Origin of the sequence: Aeromonas sp. QDB63 (assembly GCF_027707425.1) — a bacterium.
Taxonomy (GTDB): Bacteria; Pseudomonadota; Gammaproteobacteria; order Enterobacterales; family Aeromonadaceae; genus Aeromonas; species Aeromonas caviae.
In genome coordinates this window covers 171,575-187,202 of record NZ_JAPCIS010000005.1, presented here as the reverse complement: position 1 = coordinate 187,202, position 15,628 = coordinate 171,575, and the positions used below count along the sequence as shown (strand labels likewise).

At 63.9% G+C, this 15,628-nt stretch carries 14 protein-coding genes; 2 read left to right on the top strand and 12 right to left on the bottom strand.

Annotated elements, in window-relative coordinates:
• Positions 1-13: 13 nt before the first annotated feature.
• Positions 14-1,126, bottom strand: a complete 1,113-nt coding sequence (locus tag PG879_RS05820; protein WP_270829895.1) for a glycosyltransferase family 9 protein — start codon at positions 1,124-1,126, stop codon at positions 14-16.
• Positions 1,127-1,303: 177 nt separating this feature from the next.
• Between PG879_RS05820 and PG879_RS05815 the strand changes: the two genes are divergently transcribed.
• The gene (locus PG879_RS05815; protein ID WP_270829893.1) at positions 1,304-2,428 is read left to right on the top strand and encodes an HPP family protein; all 1,125 of its coding nucleotides are present in this window, start codon (positions 1,304-1,306) and stop codon (positions 2,426-2,428) included.
• A 78-nt stretch (positions 2,429-2,506) separates the two neighbouring features.
• On the opposite strand, the gene PG879_RS05810 is transcribed toward PG879_RS05815, so the two are convergent.
• The 11 genes from PG879_RS05810 to nrfA form a co-directional block, all read right to left on the bottom strand.
• Positions 2,507-3,760: a D-amino acid dehydrogenase gene (locus PG879_RS05810; protein WP_052815444.1), complete on the bottom strand. Its 1,254-nt coding sequence runs from the start codon at positions 3,758-3,760 to the stop codon at positions 2,507-2,509.
• 153 nt (positions 3,761-3,913) lie between these two features.
• On the bottom strand, positions 3,914-5,434 hold the full coding sequence (locus PG879_RS05805) for a cryptochrome/photolyase family protein (RefSeq protein ID WP_270829892.1): 1,521 nt from the start codon (positions 5,432-5,434) through the stop codon (positions 3,914-3,916).
• Positions 5,434-5,574: a DUF2256 domain-containing protein gene (locus tag PG879_RS05800; RefSeq protein WP_080768040.1), complete on the bottom strand. Its 141-nt coding sequence runs from the start codon at positions 5,572-5,574 to the stop codon at positions 5,434-5,436. The genes PG879_RS05805 and PG879_RS05800 overlap by 1 nt, the downstream gene beginning before the upstream one ends.
• A 161-nt stretch (positions 5,575-5,735) precedes the next feature.
• Complete coding sequence (locus PG879_RS05795; RefSeq protein ID WP_029314613.1) at positions 5,736-6,656, bottom strand: serine hydrolase; 921 nt, start codon at positions 6,654-6,656, stop codon at positions 5,736-5,738.
• Positions 6,657-7,006: 350 nt separating this feature from the next.
• On the bottom strand, positions 7,007-8,197 hold the full coding sequence (nrfF, locus tag PG879_RS05790) for a heme lyase NrfEFG subunit NrfF (protein ID WP_270829891.1): 1,191 nt from the start codon (positions 8,195-8,197) through the stop codon (positions 7,007-7,009).
• On the bottom strand, positions 8,194-8,793 hold the full coding sequence (locus tag PG879_RS05785) for a DsbE family thiol:disulfide interchange protein (protein ID WP_201985382.1): 600 nt from the start codon (positions 8,791-8,793) through the stop codon (positions 8,194-8,196). The genes nrfF and PG879_RS05785 overlap by 4 nt, the downstream gene beginning before the upstream one ends.
• Positions 8,790-10,751, bottom strand: a complete 1,962-nt coding sequence (gene nrfE / locus PG879_RS05780; protein ID WP_201985383.1) for a heme lyase NrfEFG subunit NrfE — start codon at positions 10,749-10,751, stop codon at positions 8,790-8,792. The genes PG879_RS05785 and nrfE overlap by 4 nt, the downstream gene beginning before the upstream one ends.
• A 136-nt stretch (positions 10,752-10,887) precedes the next feature.
• On the bottom strand, positions 10,888-11,841 hold the full coding sequence (nrfD, locus tag PG879_RS05775; protein ID WP_201985385.1) for a cytochrome c nitrite reductase subunit NrfD: 954 nt from the start codon (positions 11,839-11,841) through the stop codon (positions 10,888-10,890).
• 87 nt (positions 11,842-11,928) lie between these two features.
• Positions 11,929-12,609 (bottom strand): 4Fe-4S dicluster domain-containing protein, encoded by a 681-nt coding sequence (locus PG879_RS05770; protein ID WP_039041283.1) that lies wholly within the window; start codon positions 12,607-12,609, stop codon positions 11,929-11,931.
• A complete protein-coding gene (nrfB, locus tag PG879_RS05765) occupies positions 12,606-13,199 on the bottom strand; it encodes a cytochrome c nitrite reductase pentaheme subunit (protein WP_041211523.1) in 594 nt (197 codons plus the stop codon). The genes PG879_RS05770 and nrfB overlap by 4 nt, the downstream gene beginning before the upstream one ends.
• A 51-nt stretch (positions 13,200-13,250) precedes the next feature.
• Entirely contained in the window at positions 13,251-14,696 is a 1,446-nt protein-coding gene (nrfA, locus tag PG879_RS05760; protein WP_104453292.1) for an ammonia-forming nitrite reductase cytochrome c552 subunit, read from the bottom strand.
• Positions 14,697-15,433: 737 nt separating this feature from the next.
• Here nrfA and PG879_RS20570 point away from each other — a divergent pair.
• Positions 15,434-15,628, top strand: a complete 195-nt coding sequence (locus tag PG879_RS20570; protein ID WP_213319250.1) for a hypothetical protein — start codon at positions 15,434-15,436, stop codon at positions 15,626-15,628.

Genomic DNA, 15,628 nt, shown 5'->3' with positions numbered 1-15,628 from the left:
GCATGGCCGCTCCCTAGAGGGGGATCAGGGCGGGCCGGGGGGCGGGCAGGTAGCGTGTGGGGGAAACCGACATCGTCACCGGGTGAGGGGCGCTTGCGAGCGCCTCGGCCAGCCACTGGTGGTCGAGGGGAATGGCATTGCGATCCTCGATCACCAGATTGAGGTGCTGGGCGCCCAGGCACCCGTAGCGGGCGGGGTCGGTCTGGGTAAAGAGGCCAAGACAGGGCACACCGCTGGCGGCAGCCAGGTGCAGGGGACCGGTGTCGGCGCTGACGAAGAGGGAGAGGCCGCCCGTGAAGCGGGCCAGCTCCCCCATGTTGCCAAGGGAAACGTGCACGTCCCCGAGCAGGTGCTCGGCGGCGGCGGGATCCGCGAGCTGGATCAGCAGGGCATCCGGGCTGTGACGGCGCAGATCCCCAAGCAACCGCTGCCACTGGGGCAGGGAGAGCCCCTTGCCCTTGCGAGCACCGGTGAAAAAGCCGATCAGGGGACGGCCAGGATGGGCTCGTCGCAGCGCACTCAAGGCCGGGCTTGGCCCCTGCAACAGGCTGCCAAGGGGTATGGGGTCGGCCGGATTGCCCGGTATGCCGAGCAGTTGCAGGGGCTGGTGGGCGTAGTGGCACTCACTGTCCGGAGCCTGCGGACGCGGGAAGATGAGATCCCCATGGCCATCGTCGAAGCCGCATTTCTCACGGGCCTGTACCCAGGCGGCGATGAAGTGATCCGTACTGGAGGCGAAGGGGACGTAGACCCTGTCGTAGTGCTGGCGGCGCAGACGCGAGAGTGCCGAGAGGGCGCCCGGCAGGTGTCTGCCCTGCAACCGGATCTGATGAATGTGCCGCAGGGGCAGATCGGCCAGGAAGGGGAGCAGGGCGGTGGGGCTGCACACCAGCTCCAGCTCGGAGTGGGGATGGGCGCGATGAAGCTGGTGCAGGAAGGGCAGCAGGAAGAGGTTGTTGCCGATGCGGTTGGTGCTGCGAATGACCAGGATCCGGCGGGGTGCCTGCGAAGAGGGCGGCAATGCGCTGCGACTGGCAAGCCAGCCGAGCAGGGTTCGCTCCAGTCCCGCCGTCCAGACCCGGCGTTGGCCGTCGAAGCGGCGCAGGGCATCGTTGAGGTGAGTCATACCGTTGGGCTCCAGTGTTGGGATGGCGTAAAGGGTGCCAGCGGACTCTTAAGACAATGTTAAGAAGGGAAAAAGCGTGTGGATGATTGCCATGGCGGAGCGGGGTGCTGGTGCGGGACGGGGGAAAGTGGCTAGAATTGCGCATTTGAAATAAATGTTATCGCCAGCGGGAGCACCATGCAGTTCAGGGATTTTTTGCCGGTATCGACCAATACCAGCGTCAAAGAGAGTTGTTACGGCGCCCTTGGCGCCCTCATCGGCTTGCTCGGCACCGCCTTGCTGTGTCGCTGGGGGCTGGGGCTCGAGGTGCACTGGCTCATCGCCCCCATGGGGGCCTCCGCCGTGCTGCTGTTTGCCGCCCCGGCCAGCCCCCTGGCCCAGCCCTGGTCCATCCTTGTGGGCAACGGGGTCTCGGCCCTGATGGGGGTATTGAGCGCGAACCTGGTGCCGGACATGGCTATCGCCTCGGCCCTGGCGGTGATGCTGGCCATCGCCGCCATGTTCCTCACCCGCAGCCTGCACCCGCCCGGCGGCGCCGTGGCCCTGACCGCCGTCATCGGCGGCGAGGGGATCCGGGCGCTCGGGGTCGGCTACGTGCTGCTGCCGGTGCTGCTCAACTCCCTGTTGCTGCTGAGTCTGGGCTTGCTCTACAACCGCGCCCTGGGGCGTCGTTATCCCCATGGCGGCAAGGCGGCGCCCAATCGCCACCAGACGGCGGATCCCCAGCCGAGTGCCCGGCTCGCCACTCAGGACATCGACTTTGCCCTGGAAAAACACGGGGAGCTGCTGGACATCAGCCGCCAGGATCTGCAGGAGCTGCTGCAGGAGGCCCAGCTTCACGCCCTGCGGGGGCGAGTGGGGACGGTACGGTGCCAGGATGTGATGTCGCGGGATCTCGTCGTGACGACGCCACAGGCGCTCGCCATGGAGGCGTGGCATCTGCTCTCCCACCACCAGATCAAGGCGCTGCCGGTGGTGGATGAGGGGGAGAGGCTGGTCGGCATCATCACCCTGCACGACCTGATGATCGACCGGGCGGGTCACCAGCCGAGGGCGAAGGAGGCCCTCGAGCAGCAGCAGGTCGCGGATCTGATGACCCGGGAGGTGCAGACGGCGCGGCGCTACCAGCCTCTCTACGACCTGGTGGAGGCCTTCTCCGACGGGGGGCTGCACCACATGCCGGTGGTGGAGGGGGAGCAGCTGGTGGGCATCATCACCCAGTCCGACATGGTGGCGGCGCTCTTCACGCTGGCCCTGAAACCCGGACTGACGAGCGAGGAGGCGACCCCGGTGTCGTCATAGCCAGGGGGGCAAGAAAAAAGAGGGCGTGCCAGGCACGCCCTCTTTTTTCGCAGACTTGCACAGACGGGTGGCCAACGCCTAGCCGTAGCGGGCCAGGGTGAGCCCCTCGTCGCTGATATCCGGGGTATTGCCCGAGATGAGATCGCTGAGCAACTGGCCCGATCCTGCCGCCATGGTCCAGCCCAGGGTACCGTGGCCGGTATTGAGCCAGAGCCCGGGGATGGGGCTTGGGCCGACCAGGGGTGTGCCGTCCGGCGTCATGGGGCGTAGCCCGGCCCAGAAGGTGGCCTGCTCCAGATTTCCCCCCTGGGGGAAGAGATCCCTCACCACCATGGCCAGGGTATCGTGGCGTCTGGGGTTGAGCGCCAGGTTGAAGCCCGAGAGTTCGGCCATGCCGCCCACCCGGATCCGTTCGTCGAAGCGGGTGATTGCGACCTTGTAGGTCTCGTCCAGCACAGTGCTGCGCGGGGCGCCCTCGGCATCCGTCATCGGCAGGGTGAGGGAGTACCCCTTGACCGGGTAGACGGGGAGCTCAATTCCGAGGGGGCGCAGGAAGCCGGTGCCATAACTGCCGAGGGCACAGACGATGGCGTCGGCCTGGAAGCGCTGCTCGCCGGCACGGACCGCCACGGCGCGTCCCTTCGCGATCTCGACCTCGTCGATGGCGCAGTTGAAGACGAAGCTCACCCCGAGCTTGCGGGCCTCGTCCGCCAGGGCCTGGGTGAAGCGGAAACAGTCACCGGTTTCATCTCCCGGCAGGCGCAGGCCCCCCACCACCTTGCCACGCACCCTTGCCAGGGCGGGCTCGACCTCCTCGCAGCCGTCGGCATTCAGAGACTGATAGGGGACGCCGTACTCCTCGAGCACGGCGATATCGCGCTGGCTGGCATCGAGCTGGGCCTGACTGCGAAACAGTTGCAGGGTGCCGAGCTGGCGCCCTTCGTAGTCGAGCGCCAGCTCGCCCCGCAACTGCTTCATGCAGTCGCGGCTGTATTCGGCCAGCCGTACCATGCGCCCCTTGTTGACCGCATAGGCCGCCGGCGTGCAGTTGGCGAACATCTTCAGCATCCAGCGCAGCTGGAAGGGGTCCGAGGTGGGCCGCACCGTGAAGGGGGCGTGCTTTTGCAGCAGCCATTTGGCGGCCTTGAGGGGAATGCCGGGGGCAGCCCAGGGGGAAGCATAACCCGGGGAGATCTGACCCGCGTTGGCATGGCTGGTTTCAAGGGCCACCCCGTCACGCCGCTCCAGCAGGGTCACTTTGTGACCGGCCTTGGCCAGATACCAGGCGCTGGTCACACCGACCACGCCACCACCGAGTACCACTATGTCCATCTTGTCTCTCCTTGACTGGGGCCTCCACCTTAATCAGCCGCCACAGGATATTCAACTGGTGTCGATGTCATTGGTGGTTATCGCTATTCACATTCTGTTAACTGGTTCTAAATGTTGTCATTTGCTCACTTTCTGGCATGAAATCCGGTCGATTCAGAGCCGCTCCAGGTGGAGCAGATGATGCTCTGCTGTCGTCAGGATGGCTTGCTGCTGTTCTGTGGTTTGGCCATCCCAGTTGGCATAGGGCAGGGCGAGGCGAGGGTTGTTGCCAAGTTTGTCCCGGTTGCGCCAGAGAAAGTGCCAATAGAGGCTGTTGAAGGGGCAGCTGTCCGGCCCGCTGCGGGCCTTCACCTGATAGTGACACCCCTTGCAGTAGTGGCCCATCCGCTCGAGATAGACGCCGCTGCTGGCGTAGGGCTTGCTGCCCATCAGGCCGCCATCGGCAAACTGGCTCATGCCGCGGGTGTTGGGCAGCTCCACCCACTCGATGGCGTCCACATAGATGCCCAGATACCAGGCATCCACCTCGTCAGGGTGGATCCCCGCCAGCAGGGCGAAGTTGCCGGTCACCATCAGCCGCTGGATATGGTGGGCATAGGCGTGCTCCAGAGACTGTCGAATGGCGTGACGCACGCAGGCCATGCTGGTTTCTCCATTCCAGAAAAAACCGGGCAGGGGTCGCTCGGCCCCGAGAAAGTTGGTGCGCCGATACTCGGGCATCTTTTCCCAGTAGAGGGCGCGGACAAACTCGCGCCAGCCGAGGATCTGGCGGATGAATCCCTCCACCTGCGCCAGGGAAATGGTGGCCTGATTGGCCTGCCAGTGAGCTTGCGCGGCGCGGATCACCTCGAGGGGATGGAGCATCTTGCTGTTCATGGAAAACGACAAGCGGCTGTGGAACAGGCTCCAGCCCCGCTCGCTCAGGGCGTCCTGATAGCGGCCGAAGTGGGGCAGGCAGTGTGCAAGGAAGTGTTCAAGCAGTGCGCGGCTCTGGCGCCGGGTGACGGGCCAGGGCAGGGCGTCGGCATCGGCACTGCCAATGGTGGCGACGCCGTGGCGGGTCAGCATGGCATCGATGTCGCTCACCTCGTTGGCAAAGGTGAGGGGCGCCGGGATGGGTTGGCTCGCCGGCAATTTGGCGCGATTCTCGGCATCGAAGTTCCAGCGCCCCCCAAGGGGCTGGCCGCGTTCATCGAGCAACACCCGGTACTGCTTTCGCAGGGCGCGGTAGAAGAACTCCATCCGGCTGTGGGGGTAGCGTCGCCAGCCATCGCGGGGGGTGAGAAAATGTTCGCTGTCCACCTCAGCGGTCGGGATGGCCAGGCCTGCCGCCCAGTGCGCCAGCTGGCTTGCAAGGCGCCACTCGTCCGGGCTCTGCCAGGCGAAGCGCTCGGCCTGATACGCTTCGAGCTGGGCCGCCAGCAAGCTCGGCAAATCGGGCCAGGGGGCGCTCTCATCGAGAGTCAGGTAGCAGACCCGGTGGCCCGCCTTGGTGAGGGCGGCGGCGAAGGCGCGCATGGCGGCAAAGAAGGCGAGCACCTTCTGGCGATGGTGGCGGCAGTAGTCCGTCTCCTGGCGCAGCTCCGCCATCAGGTAGCAGACAGCGGCATCCTGCGTGCGAAACCAACTGTGACCCGCGTTCAGTTGATCCCCGAGAATGAGGCGCAGCTCCATCAGGGGTGCTCCTTCCGACGACGGCAGCGTTCGCTGCAATAGCGCACTTCCTGCCAGCAGCGGGCCCACTTGCGCCGCCAGGCAAAAGGACGCAGGCAGACGGGACAGATCTTCTCGGGTAGATGGGGTTTGAGGTGCATGTGGCGGCCCTGTTGATGCCCTTGGTTTCTCTCTGCCTCCTTAACGAAGCACCATACGGTCGGGATCACTGGGAGAGCAGAAAGAGGCAATAGGGGGGGATTGCCACTCATGAAAAAGGCCCCCGAACCTGCCGGTTCGGGGGCCCTTGTTCTCGTAGCCGTTACTGGCTGCTGAAGAGCCTGGGCTGGGGAGTGGACTGCGCCGTCAGGGTCATGCGGCCCGAGGTTTCCAGCCAGCTCTTGATCTTTCTGGCATCGGCGACCCGTTCATCCGTGGTGTTGGCGTGAAGCAGCACCATGACCACGGGCTCGTTGTTGACCCGGGTTCCCATCACCAGGCAGCGCCCCGCCTCGCGGATATAACCGGTCTTGGAGACCAGAATGGGCCAGCTTCCTTCCCGTACCAGGCGGTTGGAGTTGAGGTAGTGCAGCTGGCGCTTGCCGTTGCGTACCAGACGCTGCTCGGAGGCGGTGTACTGGCGGATCAGCGGGTAGGTGGATGCGGCAGCAGCCAGTTTGGCGAGATCGTGTGCGGTGGAGACGTTGCGGGGGTTGAGCCCGGTGCTGTCGGCGAAATGAGTGCTCCACATGCCGAGCATGCGGGCCTTGGCATTCATTGCCTCGATAAAGGCTTTGCGACCACCCGGGTAGTGCCGTCCCAATGCGGAGGCGGCGCGATTTTCAGAGGACATCAGGGCGATGTGCAGCATGTCGGCGCGACTCAGACGCGAGCCCACCGCGAGGCGCGACCCGGTGCCCTTGAGTCTGTCCACGTCATCCATGGTGACGGTGAGGGTCTCGTTGAGGCGCTGATTGCCATCCAGTACCACCAGCGCTGTCATCAGCTTGGTGATGGAGGCGATGGACATCACCCGGTTGGCGTTGCGCTCTGCCAGGGTCTCGCCGGTTTTCGGGTTGACGACCACGTAGGCATCGGATCTCAGCGGTAGGTTGCTGCGGGGTTCGAGCAGGCTGTTGGTGGAAGAAGAGGTCGCAGAAAACGGGTTGGCATGGGCGCTTTCCATGCTGGCGGGAAGGAGGAAGGCGCCGAGCAGCAAGGGAAGAAAAGGACGAAGGTTCATGATTTGACTCTACTACGACTCACAGGGACATTTGGCTAAGTTATATGACGGTAATTGACGCTTCACAACGTCTGGTGGCCGGATATTTCCATTTTATGGGCCAGCGCACCTTGAAATCCCCCGCATCGGGGCTATTGGGCCCGCAAAAGGGAGTCATAGAAGCCTGTCAGGCCATGCCAGACACGCCACTACGGGGGCGCACTATATGCTGGCGAGGGGCGAGATGACGACTCTTTTTGCACCTTTCGGCGCCTTGGGATGATGAAAAGGTTGTTCATGGCGACCATGGCGATAAAAACGGCGCCCGGCAGGGAAGATGGCCCGCTGCATTATCGCCGTTTTGCCCCGCGTCATCCTCCCATCATCCGCGCGGTCTGAATGGCCTGGATCAACGCGGCCCGATTGATGCGGGGGCGCTCCTCGTCCAGCAACTGCTGCCAGAGGGCGATGGCCTGGGAGTAGCGACCGTGCAGGAAGTGATCGGAGGCGAGCAGCATCAGGGCGCTCACCTCGCCTTTGTCCTGCTTGAGGGCGCTCTCCAGCAGGCGGGTTGCCTCGGGAGTCAGCTGCTGGCCCGCCTGATAGTAGAGCACGGTAGCCTGTGCGGCCTGGGTCGCAGCGCTGGCGCCCCCTTCTTGCAGGGCGAGACGCTGGTAGGCGAGCAGGGCGTTGTCGTACTCGTCCCGATAGAGATAGAGCTGTCCGAGCGCCGCCCAGCCGTCGAGATCGGCGGGGTTGGCTTGCAGGCGCTGGTGCAAGGCGCCCAGCTCCTTGTCCTGCAGATCCCGCGGGCTCAATCCCGCCAGCGGATCGGGGCGCGACTGATAAGCCAGCCACGCCTGATAGCGGCCGGTGCCAGCATAAATACCGGCCATCAGCGCCAGCAGCAGGCCCCCAAGCAGTATCCAGGTGCGCAGCCAGAGCTGCGGACGAGCGGTGCGATCTCTTACCAGCCGCTCGCGCAGGGCCTGCTCGGCGGTTGGGGTGGCGTTGGCGAGGCGGGCCAGCTCCAGCTCCCGGTAGAGGCGGCTGTGGGGGGAAAGCCCCGCCTGCTGCTCGGCCATGATCAGCCGGTTCAGCTCGGCCCTGGGATCGTGGGCGAGCATCCCCTCTGCTCTGTCGCCGACAAGCGGCACCCGCGCCGGTTGCCGGCGATGCAGGCTCCTGCGCAGGTTATGGAGCGCCAACAACAGCAAGAGGGCGGGGCCGCCCCACAGCAGCGCCGTGCTGCGCTTGAAGGGGGGATCGTAGCGCACGAAATCGCCGAAGCGCTCCGTCATGCGGGCGATCACCTGCTCATCAGACTGTCCCTCGTCCACCCAGCGGTAGACCTCAAGCCGCAGATCCCGGGCGATGGGGGAGTTGGACTCCACCAGGTTCTGGTTCTGGCACTGGGGGCAGCGCAGGGCGCGGGCCAGTTCCTGAGCGCGGGTCTGCCGCTCGGGGTGGCGAAACTCATAGGTGTCGACCCCGCTGGCAAGGGCCCCGAGGCTCAAGGCCAGCAAGAGCGGTGCGATCAGGGCGTGGCCGAGACGGTTCATGGCTTGCTCTCCTGCACTTGTCTCTCTACTTCTCTCTCCGCTTCACTTTCCACTTCGGGCTGGCTGGCGATGTTGCTGCGGGCCTTTGCAAGCAGGGGGGCAAACTGGCGTTGCCAGATCTCCCGGGTGAGCAGGCCGGTATGGCGGGTCAGCAGGGTACCGTCGCCGGCGAAGAGATAGGTCTCCGGCGTGCCGTAGACGCCGAGCTCCAGTGCGAGTCGGCCGTCGGGGTCGGCCAGCACGGCGCGATAGGGGTTGCCCGCCTCGATGAGCCAGGCGCGGGCGGTATCTCCCTTGTCCCGGTAGTTGAGGCCATAGAGGGGCACGGCGCTGGCCAGCTCACCTAGCAGAGGATGCTCGGCGCGGCAGTTGGGGCACCAGCTGGCCCAGACGTTGAGCACGAAGGGCTCCCCCTTGAGTGCCGCAGTGTGGATGGGGGCGCCGCCAAACAGATCGTCACTCAGCCAGGCGGGCAGAGTGCGCCCTGCGACGGCCTCATCCTGGCTGTAGGGGTTGTTGCCAAGGCCGAGCCAGAGCAGGGCGCCGAGCCCCAGGGTGAGCACGAGCGGCACGAACAGGCGCAGACGGGCGTTCATGATGGCTCCTGATTGAGCAGGGGGCGGGGCGAGCTTGCCGAGCTTTGGCGAGGGGCCAGCAGCGGCCGGCGGGCGAGCAGGCGCAGGGCGCCGCCCGTCATCATCAACAGGCCACCGAGCCAGATCCAGCGCACCAGCGGCTTATGGTGCAGTCGCATGGCATAGGCGCCGGGTCCCATCTTCTCGCCAAGCACCACGTAGAGATCGCCGAGCAATCCCCATTTGATCCCGGGTTCGTTCATGTTCATGGTGCGCACGCTGTAGTGACGCCGCTCCGGGGTCAGCCTGGCCACCTCTTTACCGTCCTTATGCACGCTGAGCGTGATGCGCTCGGCGGTGTAGTTGGGGCCGATGATCGGCTCGCTCCCCTCATAGCGAAACTCGAAGGCGCCGAGCCGATAGGGCTGGCCTGCGGCGAGTACCGCGCCCCCCTCCTGACTGTGGTGACTCACCTGCGCAATGCCGAGGGCGCACACCGCCACCCCGAGGTGGGCCAGCAGGCTGCCGAACCGATTGAGGGTGAGCTCGCGCAGGGCGACCGGTTGCAAGAGCGGGAGCAGCAGGCTGGCCATCAGCCAGAGGCTCAGCACGTTGGCCGCGAGCCCCAGCCAGCTTGCCCGCAGCGGCTCGGGATAGGCGAGGCTCAGCAAGGCGCCCCCCAGCAGGCCGAGCAGGCATGGAAGCAGCACCTTGATGCGGCGCTGGGCTGCCAGATGCTGCCAGCGCAGGCGCGGCAGCTGGGTCATGAGCGCCATCAGGCAGAGGGCCAGCGGCACGAAGATGGTATTGAAATAGGGGGCGCCTACCGAGAGCGAGCCCAGATGGAGCGACTTGAACACCATGGGGTAGAAGGTGCCGAGCAACACGCTGGCGCAGGCCACGCAAAGCAGCAGGATGGCGGCGCCGAGCAGCCCCTCTTTTGACCAGAAACCGAAGCGGGCATAGGGGGCGCGAATATCCGCCCGCAGGGCAAACAGGGTGAGGGCGCAGGTCAATAGCAAGCCGAGCAGCAACAAGAGGGTGAGGCCGCGGCTGGGGTCCACCGCAAAGGCGTGCACCGAGGTGAGCACCCCGGAGCGCACCACGAAAGTGCCGAGCAGGCTCAGTGAAAAGGTAAAGATGGAGAGCAGCAACACGGCGTGGCCGTAAGCGCCGCGCTTCTCGCACACCACCAGGGCGTGCAGCAGGGCGGTGCCGAGCAGCCAGGGCAAGAGGGAGGCGTTTTCTACCGGATCCCAGAACCACCAGCCGCCCCAGCCGAGCTCGTAGTAGGCCCACCAGGAGCCCAGCACGATGCCGGCGGTGAGAAACACCCAGGAGCCGAGCGCCCAGGGGCGGCTCCAGTGGGCCACGGCGCCATCGAGCCGACCCGAGTGCAGCGCCGCCATGGCGAAGGCGAAGTTGACCGCAAAGCCGACGTAACCGAGATATAGCAGGGGCGGGTGGATGATGAGGCCGATATCCTGCAGCATGGGGTTGAGATCGCGCCCCTCCAGCGGCCCCGGGAACTGACGGTCAAACGGGCTGGAGAAGATCAGGGTATAGAGGCCGAACAGCCCGACGATCAGCCCCATGATGGCCAATACCCGGGTTGTGATCAGCGGATCGACCCGCCTGGAGCAAAGGGCCACCAGGGCGCCCCACAGCCCCAGCGCAAAGACGAAGAAGAGCATGGAGCCCTCGTGGCCGCCCCACACGGCCGCCAGCTTGAAGCCAAGGGGGAGGGCGCTGTTGGCGTGCTGGGCCACATAGACCAGGGTGAAGTCATCCTGGCCAAAACAGCTGGCGAGCAGCAGCAGGGCTGCCCCGAGCAGGAGCGCGACCAGGATGGCCAGCGGCTTTGCGCAGCCCAGCAGCAGGCGTGAGGCGAGCCGCAATCCCAGCCAGGGCAGGGTGCCTTGCAGCAGGGCGAGCCCGGTCGCCAGCAACAGTGAGAGATAGCCGAGCTCCGCCAGCACACAACCTCCAGTCAATCATTCGTCTATGTTATGCCGCAGCGCCTGCACCGTACCGGCGCTGGGGGATAACATCCACAGACTCGACAACAAATAAGCGCCAGTCACCCGAAGGTTGCTGGCGCTGGTGATCATACCGTTATACGACAGTCATTTGACCGGCATAGAGCACGAAGTAGCGCAGTAGCAGGATCCCCACCAGGGTCAGGCTGCAGACCAGCACCAGATAGCCGTTTTTGGCCCGCAGCGGCGCGGGGGCTAGCAGGGTCAGCAACTGGGGCAGCAGCATGCCGATGCCCACCACCCCGAGCCAGAACACCTGAGCCCAGAAGCCGCTGCCGATGGCGGCCCACATGGCGGCCTCCTTCTGGCCGCCACCGAAGTAGAGGCCGGTAAAGAAGCAGACCAGCAGCAACACCTCCACCGCCAGCACCGGCCGCTCGAAGCGATGCACGAAGCTCACCCCCTGGCTGTGATGGTTCTCCTTGAAGATCGTCACCGCCAGCAAGATGGTGGAAGCGATGCCGGAGCTGACGCCGGAGATGAGGAACAGCACCGGCAGCACCGGGTTGTTCAAGAGCGGATAGGTCTTGAGCGCCGACAGCAGAAAGCCGGTGTAGGCCCCCAACAGCACGGCAAGCAGCAGCAAGAGTGGCGCCAGTAGCCGCTCGATGCGGGCAAGCCAAGCAATGAGATTATCCACAAAGGCGAACTTCTCTTGCAGCAGGTGACGGCGCAAGGTCTCGATCTCGGTCCGAAACACCACCGCCAGCCAGGCAAACAGCACCGCCATGTAGACCTGGAACAGCATGACCCCCATCGACATCACGGAGTCGAACTGGTAGTGGAACATCAGCTTCCAGAAGGTCCAGGGGCGGGCCAGGTGGAAGATGAGGATCAGTAACCCCAGCACCACGCTCACCGGCGCCAGAATGGCAGTCGCCTTGATGATGCCGCTCTCGCTGCCGGCTCCCTTGCGGCGCAGCAGCACCGAGAGGGTGGTGGCCCCGGCGGAGATGCCGAGCAGGAACAGGTAGATGGCTATGGGCCAGTCCCACACCAGCGAGGGGAAGTGAAATGCATCATGCAACATGATCCATTCCTCCTTCTGTTACTGCGGTAGATGGCGATCGGACAAATCCCCACACAAGGGAAGGGAAGTGAAATGCCTCTTGCATCGTCATGACTTTATCTCCCCTTTGGGCACGCGGTACATCTTGGGCGAAGTGCCGAGTGCCTGCTTGTAGCGATAGGTGGTCTCCTTTACCAGCCGTTTGGCGATGGGGCTGTCCGGGTCATCCAGATTGCCGAACACCAGCGCCTTGGTGGGGCAGGATTCCACGCACGCCGGCTCCTTGCCCGCCGCCAGGTTGGTCTTGCGGCAAAAGTCGCACTTGTCGGCCACCTTGGTCACAGGGTTGATAAAGCGCACCTGATAGGGGCAGGCAGCCAGACAGTACATGCAGCCAACGCAGAGATCCGGGTTGACGTCGACGATGCCATCCTCCTTGCGGATATGGGAGGCACCGGTGGGGCAGACGTGCACGCAGGGGGCGTTGTCGCAGTGCTGGCAGGACTTGCGAAAGAAGTGGTACTCGGCATCGGGGAAGGTGCCGATGGGGCCGGAGCGGATGATCTCGAGGCGCGAGACCCCCTCTGGCACCTGATTCACCTCCCGGCAGGCATCCATGCAGGCGGTACAGCCGATGCAGGCCGTCTCGTCGTGGAGCATGCCAAAGCGGACCCCGTCGATGGTCTGGCTGTGGGCGAGGGGGGTAGCAAGGGAGCGAGTCGGCCCTGTCATCATGATGAGGGCCCCCGCGCTCATCCCCGCCATGAAGTGACGGCGAGAGCAGCTCATGGTACCTCCTTGCCCGAGGTGGTGTTCGCCTTGGCCGCCTTGACGGCCTCATGCTGCTTGCTGTGGCAGTCGACGCAGAGCTTGATGCGAGACTTCTCCGGAATAGCCACCATGGGCTCCTTGGCCGGGTGCAGCTGGTGGCAGCTGGTGCAGGTGAGCTTGGTGGCGTGCACGTCGTGGGCCCAGAGCGCCTCGCGCAGCACTTTGGGCTCGTGACAGCTCATGCAGACCCCGTTCTGCTCGGCGATGGGGTAGCGCTCGGTACTCTGTTTGTCATTGAAGCTGTCGCTAAAGCGCATCACGTCCTTGACCCCTTCCCGGTGTTGGGGGGAGGGTTGACCGTGGCAGTTGGTGCAGGTTACCGGCGCCAGGTTGTTGGGGTTGGTCGCCTGGCCGTGCTTGCCGTGCATGCCTTCGACCTGCTCCTTGTGGCAGTCGGTGCAGGCCTTGTCGGCACTGCGCAGAAATTCCACTTCATGTGTAGTAGGTGCCGGGGCGGTTGCCGCATCGGCCGCCTGGCCCTGCAGGCTGGTCAGCAGCATGGCTGCCATCAGCATCAGTCGTAAGAAATCCATTGTTAAATCACCCATAGGAAGCCTCCATCCGGCTGCGGGCCCGACACTGCGGGCCCGCATGCCTCGTCATTGTGCGAGCCGTCCGGCCGCTTTGGCCTCGGCATCCCAGGCGGGGACTGTGGTCTTGAGGAACTGGGCCTTGTCGCTGTTCATCTGCTTCATGTCCATCCCAAGAGCGGCCTGGGCCTTCTCCTTGCTGGAGATGTCAGGAATGGCGATCTCGTGGCTGATCCCCTTGGCGGCCAGCAGGCGTGCCAGCTTGGTGCGGGCGTCGGCGGCCTTGTCCAGGGCGGTTCCCAGCATGCGCAGCGCCACTTCCGGGGCGTGCATCTGCACCCCGTGGGAGGCGATGGAGAAGTCCCAGCGCCATTGGGCGTGACGGATATCCTGCAGAATGTCCTTCATCTCGGCCTCGGTGGCACCGGCATCCCAGGCGGCCTTGGCTTCAAAGTGGGCGTGCACCAGCTGCTTCTCGACTTTGAGCTTGATTTCGGTGACGGCGTCCTTGCGCTGCTTGACCACCCCTTGCAGCATCTCCTTGCTCTGGGTGTGGCAGTTGCGGCAGGTCTGGTCGAAGCGATCGAAGGGGTTGCCTACCTTGTGGTCGGTGTAGACCTTGCCTTGCTCGTTCTGCACCTTGGGCATGTGGCAGTCGACGCAGGCGACGTTGTTCTGGCCGTGAATGCCGGCGCGCCAGGTCTCGTACTCCGGATGCTGGGCTTTGAGCATGGGGGTCTTGGAGAGGGCATGGGTCCAGTCGGCAAAGCCAATCTCGTCGTAATACTCTTCCATCTGCTCAACAGTCGTACCCTTGTCCCAGGGGAATTTCACCGCCTTGGTGGGGCCGCTGAAGTAGTACTCCACGTGGCACTGGCCGCACACCTGAGACTGCTGATCGAAGCGTCCCTGCTCCTTGAACGGCTTGCCGATGGCGGTCATGGCCCGGTCGGCATAGGGACGGGAGAGGTGCAGGGCGGGTTTCCCTTCCTTGAACTCTTTCGAGGCGGTGTCGTGGCAGTCGGCGCAGCCGATGGTGTTGACGATCTCCGGTCCGCCTTTTGCCCACATGCCCTTGAAGTAGCCATCCTCACCCTTCTCGTCGATGACGCGGGCCACGTCCGGGCCTTTGCAGCTCCAGCAGGCCATGGGCAGCGGACCGTCTTCGGCAGTCTTGGGGGCGCCGGTACGCAGGGTTTCCCGCACGTCGGTCAGCGCATAGAAGTGGCCGCGCGGCTTGTTGTAATCCTTGGAGAAGGGGTAGCCGGCCCAGAGCACCACCATCTGCGGATCTTCCGCCAGGGCGTCGGTGCGCTCGCGGCTCTCGCTGGTGCCTTTCCAGCTGGTGAACTGATCGGTGTGATCCTTGGCGAACAGCTCGCTGCGCGCCTCGATCTTGCCCTTGCTTTGTGCCTCGTCGGCCGCCTGTGCCAGACTGCCAGCGCCCAGCAGGGCGGTCAGCAGCAGGGCTGCCAGTCCTGGTCGAAATAGCTTGTCATATGAACCCACGGTCATCACTCCCAGATAAAAGTCCATGTCGGGCCTGACCGTTCCATCTTGGTGTGGACATCTGTGCTCATCATCGACGGGCATGGCAGGCCGATCCATTGTTATGGCTGCATATAAATCGGTGTTTATGCAATTGCTCGGGGGGATAATACCAAATGGGTAAAATGGATAATTATTTATCCCCGTGGGAGTTGCGCTAGATCAATTGAGGGGGGGGAGGGATGCCAAAAGTGCGATCCAGGTGGAATTATTGAACCTCATCCGAGGGTTATTTCCACCCGTTCTCTTTTGATGAAAATAGGTAAAATCGATGTTCATCATGTTGGCGAGGAGGGCTGGGCGAGAGGCGGCGGAGAGATACACCGCATGCAGAGAGAGAATAAACTGCTGATATTGAAATTAAATTCAATATTAAGCTTGCGAAGGGGTGAGGGGGAGGCTTCGGTTTTCCATCACCATGGTCCCTGTCAAGGGACTTTGTGACAGAAGCTGTCGTAGAAATGGGTGCCAAGAGAGCCATCTGTTTTCATGAAAGGGAAAATAAGGGCTTTATTCCAGCATATTCGCGGCTTGATAGCGTCTTATTGAATTTAATAGGACGGTTGGCGGCATTTACTTTCGATATTTTCGAAAATGACGAAGGGTTATAGGGGGTTATTGACGGTAAAATAGCCGCCTGTCACGGAGACTTTCCCTTTACGCTTCATGTGCTGGGAAGTCTGTGTTTACCCGTTGGAGGATATATGGCCGAGCTGCGAATCGATAAACCGACTCTTATTGCCAAGGTGGAGGGCGCTGTGTTTGTGATGGATGCGGACGGCTCTTTGCGCCGTGCCACCCCTGGCATGCAACTGGAGCCCGGGATGCGCCTGCTCACCGAATCCGACGGACAGGTGGAGCTGGCGGAGGCGGGCAGCGAACGCCCCGAGCCCACCTAG

What these genes read in the sequence shown, in the direction of transcription:
- nrfB (WP_041211523.1), bottom strand. Translation starts at nt 13,199, where the DNA reads ATGGGTGATTTAACAATGGATTTCTTACGACTGATGCTGATGGCAGCC.
- nrfF (WP_270829891.1), bottom strand. Translation starts at nt 8,197, where the DNA reads ATGAACCGTCTCGGCCACGCCCTGATCGCACCGCTCTTGCTGGCCTTG.
- nrfD (WP_201985385.1), bottom strand. Translation starts at nt 11,841, where the DNA reads ATGTTGCATGATGCATTTCACTTCCCCTCGCTGGTGTGGGACTGGCCC.
- PG879_RS05815 (WP_270829893.1), top strand. Translation starts at nt 1,304, where the DNA reads ATGCAGTTCAGGGATTTTTTGCCGGTATCGACCAATACCAGCGTCAAA.
- nrfA (WP_104453292.1), bottom strand. Translation starts at nt 14,696, where the DNA reads ATGACCGTGGGTTCATATGACAAGCTATTTCGACCAGGACTGGCAGCC.
- PG879_RS20570 (WP_213319250.1), top strand. Translation starts at nt 15,434, where the DNA reads ATGGCCGAGCTGCGAATCGATAAACCGACTCTTATTGCCAAGGTGGAG.
- PG879_RS05795 (WP_029314613.1), bottom strand. Translation starts at nt 6,656, where the DNA reads ATGAACCTTCGTCCTTTTCTTCCCTTGCTGCTCGGCGCCTTCCTCCTT.
- PG879_RS05810 (WP_052815444.1), bottom strand. Translation starts at nt 3,760, where the DNA reads ATGGACATAGTGGTACTCGGTGGTGGCGTGGTCGGTGTGACCAGCGCC.
- PG879_RS05770 (WP_039041283.1), bottom strand. Translation starts at nt 12,609, where the DNA reads ATGAGCTGCTCTCGCCGTCACTTCATGGCGGGGATGAGCGCGGGGGCC.
- PG879_RS05805 (WP_270829892.1), bottom strand. Translation starts at nt 5,434, where the DNA reads ATGGAGCTGCGCCTCATTCTCGGGGATCAACTGAACGCGGGTCACAGT.
- PG879_RS05785 (WP_201985382.1), bottom strand. Translation starts at nt 8,793, where the DNA reads ATGAACGCCCGTCTGCGCCTGTTCGTGCCGCTCGTGCTCACCCTGGGG.
- PG879_RS05800 (WP_080768040.1), bottom strand. Translation starts at nt 5,574, where the DNA reads ATGCACCTCAAACCCCATCTACCCGAGAAGATCTGTCCCGTCTGCCTG.
- PG879_RS05820 (WP_270829895.1), bottom strand. Translation starts at nt 1,126, where the DNA reads ATGACTCACCTCAACGATGCCCTGCGCCGCTTCGACGGCCAACGCCGG.